This window comes from Bartonella sp. AS69XJJH (assembly GCF_042195585.1).
Lineage (GTDB): Bacteria > Pseudomonadota > Alphaproteobacteria > Rhizobiales > Rhizobiaceae > Bartonella.
Map to the genome: position 1 here is coordinate 163,898 of NZ_JBHIOO010000002.1, position 9,732 is coordinate 173,629.

At 37.5% G+C, this 9,732-nt stretch carries 7 protein-coding genes; 3 read left to right on the forward strand and 4 right to left on the reverse strand.

Translation table 11 applies throughout. From position 1 onward, the window contains the following. Window positions 1–1,131: 1,131 nt before the first annotated feature. Both ACFIK6_RS01970 and trxB read right to left on the reverse strand, forming a co-directional pair. A complete protein-coding gene (locus tag ACFIK6_RS01970; protein WP_375641548.1) occupies window positions 1,132–2,037 on the reverse strand; it encodes a LysR family transcriptional regulator in 906 nt (301 codons plus the stop codon). A 42-nt stretch (window positions 2,038–2,079) separates the two neighbouring features. Continuing rightward, window positions 2,080–3,036 (reverse strand): thioredoxin-disulfide reductase, encoded by a 957-nt coding sequence (trxB, locus tag ACFIK6_RS01975; RefSeq protein ID WP_375641549.1) that lies wholly within the window; start codon window positions 3,034–3,036, stop codon window positions 2,080–2,082. Between the two features lie 309 nt (window positions 3,037–3,345). On the opposite strand from trxB, the gene ACFIK6_RS01980 reads away from it, so the two are divergent. Continuing rightward, window positions 3,346–4,740: a TrkH family potassium uptake protein gene (locus ACFIK6_RS01980; RefSeq protein ID WP_375641550.1), complete on the forward strand. Its 1,395-nt coding sequence runs from the start codon at window positions 3,346–3,348 to the stop codon at window positions 4,738–4,740. Between the two features lie 1,190 nt (window positions 4,741–5,930). Here ACFIK6_RS01980 and ACFIK6_RS01985 read toward each other — a convergent pair. Next, entirely contained in the window at window positions 5,931–6,989 is a 1,059-nt protein-coding gene (locus ACFIK6_RS01985) for a glycosyltransferase family 4 protein (protein ID WP_375641551.1), read from the reverse strand. Between the two features lie 17 nt (window positions 6,990–7,006). Further along, the gene (gene greA / locus ACFIK6_RS01990; protein ID WP_007347010.1) at window positions 7,007–7,480 is read right to left on the reverse strand and encodes a transcription elongation factor GreA; all 474 of its coding nucleotides are present in this window, start codon (window positions 7,478–7,480) and stop codon (window positions 7,007–7,009) included. A 338-nt stretch (window positions 7,481–7,818) separates the two neighbouring features. Between greA and ACFIK6_RS01995 the strand changes: the two genes are divergently transcribed. Further along, window positions 7,819–8,133 (forward strand): SH3 domain-containing protein, encoded by a 315-nt coding sequence (locus ACFIK6_RS01995; protein WP_273788409.1) that lies wholly within the window; start codon window positions 7,819–7,821, stop codon window positions 8,131–8,133. 260 nt (window positions 8,134–8,393) lie between these two features. Next, window positions 8,394–9,732 (forward strand): DEAD/DEAH box helicase family protein (locus ACFIK6_RS02000; protein ID WP_375641552.1); only part of this gene is annotated, 1,339 nt, incomplete at its 3' end.

A 9,732-nucleotide genomic window follows, 5' to 3' on the forward strand; every position in this document is an offset into this window, starting at 1 on the left:
TTTTGCCGAATGTCAGTATATCCGATAAAACATCGGAAACTGTATTATGATCTGAATCAATCGATTCAGCAAAAATATCCATGAATAAACACAACAATAGAGGCTGTAGATAAAGATCAAAAAAATCTAACAATCAAATATAATGAATCGGTCTATTATCATGAGATGATGAAAAAACTATTCTGCTTTTTCTATTCAATTTATAACTCTAAAAAAGACCGAGCACTTTTAAACACAATTGCCCTTATAATCAACGGCCCTTACAATCAAATCTTTTCTATTTCTCGGCTTCTTCTTCGTCCTAAAATGAATAAGAATCCACTCCCCTCGTTGGGCAAACAATCCAGTTTCCTTTAAGTTCTAATAACTACTTGATTTACTTCATAGGATTTATGAACAAGACCTGCCTTAAACATTCACCTCACACTCTCATAAAAAGCATTTCATATATAAGGTTTTAAATTTTTTATATCACACCACTAAAAGATAGACTGGTGCAACAGGATAAATCTCTCTCAAACTCCTCATTGAATTTTACTATTCTTAAAAAATTGTTGGATATCCATAAATTTTGAAATTTTTTCCTTATCATCTCCCATATATTGCAATTTATAGGGACTCTTTCAAAAATAAAAAAAAAGCCGGACATATGTCCGGCAAATTTGGAAAATCCTCAGAGATAAAATCAATCTGATAGATCTTCGTAAGGGAACACTCAAGAAAACGCACTGGGAGGCAACATAATCAAGAGATAACATTCTATGTCATTTTATAAAAAAAAGTACAATAAAGACTTAAGCGTACCTGCTATGCAATAAACACATAGCTTTACATTTTTCTCCATCATGTACCACTCTCTTTAATTAAATATAACAATGTAAGCTATGCCATCACATGATTGTCCATTTTTCAATATATAATACCATATAATATCCCTCATGCTTGCTAGCATTCATAAAGAACATTTATCTCTTTTTTCAAAAGTATTTATCCACACGGACTCCCTCCACTTTTAATGTGCAATGAATAGTTTTAATTGATTCAATATGGAAAAATTTGAAACAAAAGAATATTACGGGAATCTCAAGTTGCAAAACAGTTAATTATTCCTTATAAATTAAGGTATTAACATTAAAAAGACCACTGACGGGCTTTTAAAAAAATATAATCTCGAAAAGCATTTAACCTTGCCAAATTCTTTAAATTATAAGGATAACAAAAAAAAGTATCAAAAGAAGGAATATCAACCATATCAGGAAAAAGACGCACCAAATGCTCATCATTATTGACGATATAATCAGGCAGCACAGCGATCCCAAGATCACGCATAAGCGCATTCTTTATTGAGATGATATTGTTGATTTGTAGAATTGAAACGCGCAATGATCCATCACTTCTACCAGCCTTTTCCAACCAATTTAAACCAGACAAATAAGGTGGGACAGGTTCACCGAACGAAATAATACGATGTTCATCGAGATCAGACAATTTTTCCGGCTTTCCATAATTTGCAATATACTTTTCCGAAGCATAAACATGCATATGAATTGTAAAGAGTTTTCTTTGTATAAGATCAGGTTGTTGGGGTTGATGTAAGCGAACAGCACAATCCGCATGACACATTGTCAAATCAAGCTCTTCATCGGAAAGCAAAAGCTGAACCTGCATATCAGGATAAAGACTAAGAAATTCTGGCATACGCTCTGCAATCCACCCTGCTCCCATTCCAAAGGTCGAGGTCACACGCAGATGCCCCGTTGGTTTTGCATAGCTTTCACTTAATTGCAAACGCACACTTTCAAGCTTCATCAAAACATCATGAGCTGTACGATAAAGAGTTTCTCCCTGTTCTGTAAGAATCAAACCACGCGCATGACGTTGAAATAAGGATACCCCAACCTCTTGTTCTAAAGCCGAAACCTGTCGTGAAACGGCTGATTGAGATAAATGAAGCTTTTGAGCAGCATGCGTAAAAGATCCCGCTTCTGCTGCAGCGTGAAAAACCCTTAACTTATCCCAATCCAATGGTGGCGCCACAATTAATTCTACCTCTAGATTCTTTATGTTCTCAATGAGTTACTAACGCTTGAGTATATCCAAAAACCGTTCTGCTTCCAGCGCTGCCATACACCCCCTTCCCGCAGCCGTTACAGCTTGGCGAAATGTTTCATCTGTTACATCGCCTGCAGCAAAAACACCAGCAATGCTTGTTGCTGTTGAGTCCGGTGCTGTCCATAAATAACCGCCTCGTTTTTGTTTCAGCTGTCCTTCAAACAGAGAAACAGCAGGATCATGCCCAATAGCAATAAATATACCCTCTGCATTCACTGTCATCTCGTGACCTGTCTTAACATTTTTCAGACGTGCCCCTGTTACAACAGCGCCCTTTGAATCTTGAGCTGGCAAACCAACAATTTCTTCAACCACATGATCCCAAATGATATGCACGTTCTTGCAAGCAAGCAACCTATCTTGCAAAATTTTCTCTGCCCGAAATTGTCCCCGCCTGTGAACCACGCTTACACTCTTTGCCAAATGCGATAAATAAAGTGCTTCTTCAACCGCCGTATTTCCTCCTCCTACGACAATAACGTCCTTATCACGATAAAAAAAGCCATCACATGTAGCACAAGCGGAAACACCACCGCCCATAAAGGTCTGTTCACTTTCTAAACCAAGCCAACGCGCTTGAGCTCCTGTTGCAATAATCAGTGCATCACAAGAATATTGTGTTCCTGAATCCCCATATAAGACAAAAGGATACTTCAACAAATCAGCCTTTATAATTGTATCATAGACAATTTTTGTCCCCATATTCTCAGCTTGTTTCGCCATTTGTTCCATCAACCATGGTCCTTGAATGGGATCTGCAAAACCTGGATAATTCTCAACATCAGTTGTAATTGTTAATTGTCCACCCTGCTGCAAGCCCGTCACCAAAACCGGCTTAAGCATTGCTCTTGCTGCATAGATCGCCGCTGTATAACCAGCCGGACCTGAGCCAATAATCAGCAGACGAATATGCGATTGTACCATTAAATCCCCTTCACTTTATTATAACTTAATTATTCTATAAATGATAACGGAATACAGCCTTTAAAAAAATATTTTTCAAGCGCCTCAATTATGTTATACATATTTCTTTTCAAGTTTTATGAAAAGGTCTGATTACCAATTCATCAAGGCATGCTAATGTTACGAATTAATCCTTATCCTATAAAAAGAAAAACGTAAATTCTTATGAGCACAAAACCATAATAAAAAGAGATACAAAGATAGGGAACGATCATTTTTCAATTTATTATCAATGTCTGTGCACGTTTTGCCTTAATCATGGGAGGAGCAATGCTTTTGCCAATTTTTGTGGATCTGCATGATAACAATCATAATTGGATAACTTTTCTCTATTCTTGTGCCATAACCACCATGTTAGCAACCCTAATTCTTTTAGCAACTAAGGGAGCTACTTGTCGTTTTTCAGCACGGCTTGGCTTTATGCTTACTGTTTGTCTTTGGCTAACAGGGAGCATCGTAGGTGCTTTACCTCTTTATCTTTCTCCTCTTCCCATTTCTCTAGCAGGGGCCATTTTTGAATCTGTTTCTGGAATTACGACAACAGGCTCCACAGTCCTTTCTAATCTTGATAATTTATCGCGAAGTATTTTGTTATGGCGTTCTCTTATATGCTGGATTGGGGGCATTGGCTTTATCGGTTTAGCTCTCTTGCTTTTGCCTTCACTGCGTGTGGGTGGCGTACGACTTTTTCATATGGAATCATCTGATAAATCTGAAAAAATATTGCCTCGCATCAACCAAATTGCTAACGGAATTATCATTGCTTATGTTGGGTTAACATTGGCTTGTATGCTTTCTTATTTTGCTGCAGGCATGAATTTATTTGATGCCATTAACCATGCAATGAGTACAGTAGCAACAGCTGGTTTTTCAACGCATGATGCTTCTTTTGGTTATTTTTCTGATAAACCAGCCATCTTAATTATTTCAACAATCTTCATGTTGCTTTCTGCTTTGCCCTTCGTACTTTATGTTAAATTAGTCCTTCCTGGACACTCCAAACGCTTTCTTGACCCACAAGTGATTGTTTTTATTCATATCGTTCTCCTTTTTAGCTTTGCTTTAGCGGCATGGCTACGGTTTTATGATCATCGCGCGTTCCACTTGATTTTCCTTGATGTCATTTTTCACCTTTCATCCATTATTAGCACCACAGGTTACAGCGCTGAAGATTATCAACTTTGGGGACCGTTTGCGCTTGGAATTTTCTTCATTGTTTCTTTTACAGGCGGATGTGCTGGTTCTACTTCTGGCGGCATGAAAATCAATCGCCTCATTATTCTTTGGCGTATTACACAAACAAATATAGAGAAACTTCTTTCTCCTAATGTCGTTGTAAAGGCGCGCTACGATCACTCAAATATATCAAACGATGCTGCTCAAGCTGTTTTGTTTTTTTTCTGTCTTTATATGTTTTGCCTTGTTATCGGCACTGCACTTTTGCTCACAACCGGTCTTGACTTTACCTCTGCCTTTACGGGAGTCTTAACCGCACTTTCAAATGTTGGTCCAGGCTTTGGAGATATTATTGGCCCCGCTGGTAATTTCTCTACAATCAACGATCATGCTTTATGGATTTTAAGTTTTCTAATGTTAGCTGGACGCCTTGAAATCATAACAATATTCGTCCTTTTTATTCCCGCTTTCTGGCGTGAACAATTCTAATGCATAGAGCATTTTATTCTACCGTGATAAAAAATTTACAAGATAAAAAGGTGTAAACAGTATGCGTCACAATATTCACCCCTCATTCAATCCATGGAAGATTTCCTAAAATTTCATACAAATCATCATATCAATGATATAAAAACAATTAAATACCAAGAGTTTCAAAGCCATAACATATAAAACTCCACTTTATTGATCTTCTTTATCAAATAAAGTGGACGCATAGAACATTCTTTTTTACGAATAATCTCTCATGCAAAAAATATGAATATTTGCTAATAAAAGCGTTTTTTCTCTTTAATAGAGTGACATCCGTAATGCTCTTATATGACGAATTCACAAACTTGTAAAAAACATCTCACAATATTCATCACCCCCATTTCACGACAGCCCTCATGAAAGATATAAAATGGGCACCATCATTTTTATTTAAATAATAATAAGGCGCAAATCGGCACCACAAAATAAGATATAAATTAGTACCACCATATTATTTTCTTTCTGTTAATGTCGTAACAGCCTGCATTTCAGACAATTTATAAGAAATCTCTTTACACCTTGTCTCCAATAGTTTTTATCCACTACATGCCTTCTTCCAATTGTAATGTGTAAGAGGATAGCTCTCATTGATTTAATATCAACAGATTTGGCATGAGAAAATCTTAAGGTATTCAAAGCTCTTATTCAAATTGAAAAGGTAATTTATCTATAAAAATCATATATATATTGATCTTCAATCGATCTTATTATGAATTTATTGAAAATATTTACAACTATTTTATCTATAGAAATACCATCATTATCTTTTTTAAGACAAGAAAACGTTTTTTTTTGCTATCTATTTAAGTCCTCCAAAATGTAACAATACCAATACAACACCGCATAAGATAGTGCATAAATCTCTGGACTTGAGTTAAAGCATTATTTTCTTATTCTAAAATATCCCTGAATGAAAGTAGCTTTCCTCTCTCCTAGTATGCTTTATCATAAACCACATATCGCTCTCAAGCGTATACATTTTTAATCTTTTATCTAAAATTTTGAGAACTTCTTATAGCGTTCTACTAAAGACAATATAAATTTTGTAAAATAACATTTATATCATTGAGCTGTTTTCTTGATGACGATGAAACACCTTTAAGGAAACACCTTTTATCATTCCTCAAGAATGATTTTTGATATCATAATCAAAGTGTTTTTTCCGCAAACAGCTCTTTGTAAACACTTTCAATCTTGCTTGCCTCTTTTTCCAAAGGAAAGTGAGTACGAACATGGGTTAAAGCCTTCTTTCCGGCTACCAATGTTTTTTCTACATCAGCAAAATAAGGTTCAATTGCTGCTGTTAAAGCCGCTCCATCTCCTGCTTTAACAACTGTTCCTGTCGCTTCTACAACCAGTTCTTTATAAGACCCTGCATCACTCGCTACAACCGCAACTTGTGATGCCATTGCCTCCAATGGCGTCAAACCAAAACCTTCTGTACGAGAAGGTGCAACATAAAGTGTTAAACGACGATACCACAAAGGGATGTCCAGAATCTCACCAAGAAAAATAATGCGATCATCTAGACCAGCTTCAGCAATCTTTTGGCGTAATTCTTTTTCAAAATGATAATATTGCTCTGTTGTACGACCAGCGATAAGTGCTGTCCATTCGGGGTAATCAGGCAATAATGCTATCATGGCATCAACAAATAAATCTGTTCCCTTTGAGTAGCGCAGACGCCCAAAACATCCTACCGCATATTTTCCTGGAAATCCTGTCGAAGAAAAGCAATCATCAAAGGTCTGGGGTGGAGTAAAACGCCTCACATCCACCCCATGCATAATAACCTTATGAGGCACTTCTAGATAGGTTCCCGTACGTGTACTGGTAGCGATAACCTTATCCATACAGCGAATCAACCATTTGGTAAAAGGCTTATGATGACGTTGTGAAGCCGATGTAAAGATAAGTTTCAGCTTCATTTTCAAGATATCGCGCAAAAAGATCCCACAAAGCATCTCAATATTGCGTCGTGCATGCCAAATACGAAATGGTTTCCCTTTCGGACTTTTCCAAAGTCTGAAAAGGTCTCTAAAGGCAAGAGCCGGCAAAGTTTGTGGTAAACCAAACCCCAAAGTGGATATACGCACCCCCTGTTCGCGTTGCAGTGGAATAAGCTGAATAATCGTAGATGTTACTCCCGATAAACGCCTTTTAAAGTGAGGCGCAATAATCTCAGTTTCGTCCAAAGATACACGCATAATAATCCATATGTTATTTAGATGTACTGAACCTTAATGATCTCGTAATTATGCGCACCACCGGGTGCATTCACCTCAATCACATCACCTTCTTGCTTGCCAATGAGTGCACGTGCAATAGGCGAAGAAATAGAGATTTTACCAACCTTTACATCAGCTTCTTGATCTCCTACGATCTGATACACTTTTTTTTCTTCAGTATCCTCATCCAAGAGTTTAATGGTTGCTCCAAATTTTATTTTGTCGCCTGAAAGACGCGAGACATCTATAACTTCTGCTCGTGCGATATAATCTTCAAGCTCATTTATACGCCCCTCATTGTGGCTTTGCGCTTCTTTAGCTGCATGATACTCAGCATTTTCTGATAAATCACCATGTGCACGCGCCTCAGAAATTGCTTCAATAATTCGCGGACGCTCCTGTTGTTGACGCCAACGCAACTCTTCTTTAAGACTCTCAAAACCAGCTGTAGTCATCGGAACTTTTTCCATAATCCGTCCCTTTCTATTACACGGAAGGTTTAATAAAAATACAAAAAACGGCTTCCAAAATTACTTTTGGAATCCGAAAACTACGATCTCTTTTATTATATAGTACAGTATCGCTATTTTCCATACAAAAATAAATAAAGAAAACAAAACATGCACAAATAGTGATTAAAACATCTCATTTTGGTGTTTAAAACCTTAAACTTCACGCTTCTCTTTAAAGTGTCCTAAAAAAGAAAGAATTGTATTTTTTTCTGTTTTATCATAATCTAGCAAAAGAAATCATATGGGATATGAAGAGAGAAGGATAGAAAATCTCTAAAGAAATTCTTTACAGAAAAATGAAAAAAATCGTCATTTTTTTTATGTTTGGCTCTTTCTTTTTCGCCACAACAGTATCTGAAGCTGCGGATGCTTTTGTTACGAGAAATCTTAATTTTAGAACAGGTCCCAGCACTCAGTATGCACTTTGCGGCTTAATTTCTGCTGGAGAATTGGTTTTTGTTAAAAACTGTGAAGGCAATTGGTGCCATATCCGATATAACACTCAAATAGGTTGGGTGTCATCTCGTTATCTTTCATTTAAAGATGGAAATGATCTTTATCACACATACACAATGTCTTTAGTGCCCAAACGTACCGATTATTCTCCATAACAGCCATAATAACTTATGCCCTCTTGAATATCATCATGGCAAAAATGCAATAGTGTCCACGAACAACCACAAATATGTCCCCTCAAAAGAAACACTTCGAAGAATTCGTCTCATAGAAAAAACTTGATCAATACCCTAATGAAAGCTCCAATAAACCAAAATAAATCTGTTCAATAACGTTTTGCTGTTGTCGTGATGAAATTGTAAAAATTAGTATTTTCTTTAAAATCACCAGCACTTTTCTATCAAAGGATACAACAATGAAAAATGGTGTGACAGCAACCGTCGAAGCTCTTTCTGCTCTCATTGCTTCAGGTAATCCTCTTTTTAAGAATGGTGCATTATGGACACCTCACCGCCCTATTCGTCCTGAAAAGTCTGAAGGTGGTATTCCATTTCAACTCGAAACACCTTTTGAGCCTGCGGGAGATCAACCTCAAGCCATTAAAACTCTGGTTGATGGAATTCAAAAAGATGAACGTACACAAGTGCTTTTGGGTGTTACCGGCTCAGGAAAAACCTATACAATGGCCAAAATCATTGAAAAAACACAGCGTCCAGCTCTGATTTTAGCACCCAATAAAACTTTAGCGGCGCAGCTTTACGGAGAATTTAAAAGTTTTTTCCCCCACAATGCTGTCGAATATTTTGTTTCCTATTATGACTATTATCAGCCAGAAGCCTACGTTGCACGCTCTGACACCTATATTGAAAAAGAATCCTCAATTAATGAACAAATCGACCGTATGCGCCATGCTGCAACACGTGCTGTCTTAGAGCGTGATGACGTCATTATTGTCGCATCTGTATCCTGTATCTACGGGATTGGTTCAGTAGAAACTTATACTGCTATGACCTTCAAAATAGAAAAAGGTGATAAACTCAATCAACGGCAATTACTGGCCGATTTAGTTGCCCAACACTATCATCGACAAGATATTAATTTTATTCGTGGTTCCTTTCGTGTTAGAGGGGATACAATTGAAATTTTCCCTGCCCACCTTGAAGATCGTGCTTGGCGTATTTCGCTCTTTGGCGATGAAGTGGAAACAATTACGGAATTTGATCCTCTCACAGGACAAAAAACAGGCGACCTTCAATCGATTAAAATTTATGCCAACTCACACTACGTAACACCACGCCCAACACTCAATCAAGCGATGAAATCGATCAAAATGGAACTCGTTCAACGTCTTGATGAGTTGAACGCAGCTGGACGTCTTTTAGAAGCACAACGTTTAGAACAACGTACAATTTTTGATTTGGAAATGTTGGAAACCACCGGCTCATGCTCTGGAATTGAAAACTATTCACGCTATTTAACAGGACGAAAACCTGGTGAACCACCACCAACCTTGTTCGAATACATTCCAAACAATGCTCTTGTTTTTATCGATGAAAGCCATGTAACCATTCCCCAAATTGGAGGCATGTACCGAGGTGACTTTCGAAGAAAAGCAACCCTAGCAGAATATGGGTTTCGCCTACCTTCTTGTATGGATAACCGTCCTTTACGCTTTGAAGAATGGGATGCGATGCGCCCGCAAACGATTGCCGTCTCTGCGACACCAGGACGCTGGGAAATAGAACAATCTCACG

Coding starts and splice junctions, on each gene's coding strand:
- trxB (WP_375641549.1), bottom strand. CDS start 3,036: ATGGTACAATCGCATATTCGTCTGCTGATTATTGGCTCAGGTCCGGCT.
- ACFIK6_RS01980 (WP_375641550.1), top strand. CDS start 3,346: ATGCTTTTGCCAATTTTTGTGGATCTGCATGATAACAATCATAATTGG.
- ACFIK6_RS01985 (WP_375641551.1), bottom strand. CDS start 6,989: ATGCGTGTATCTTTGGACGAAACTGAGATTATTGCGCCTCACTTTAAA.
- greA (WP_007347010.1), bottom strand. CDS start 7,480: ATGGAAAAAGTTCCGATGACTACAGCTGGTTTTGAGAGTCTTAAAGAA.
- ACFIK6_RS01995 (WP_273788409.1), top strand. CDS start 7,819: ATGAAAAAAATCGTCATTTTTTTTATGTTTGGCTCTTTCTTTTTCGCC.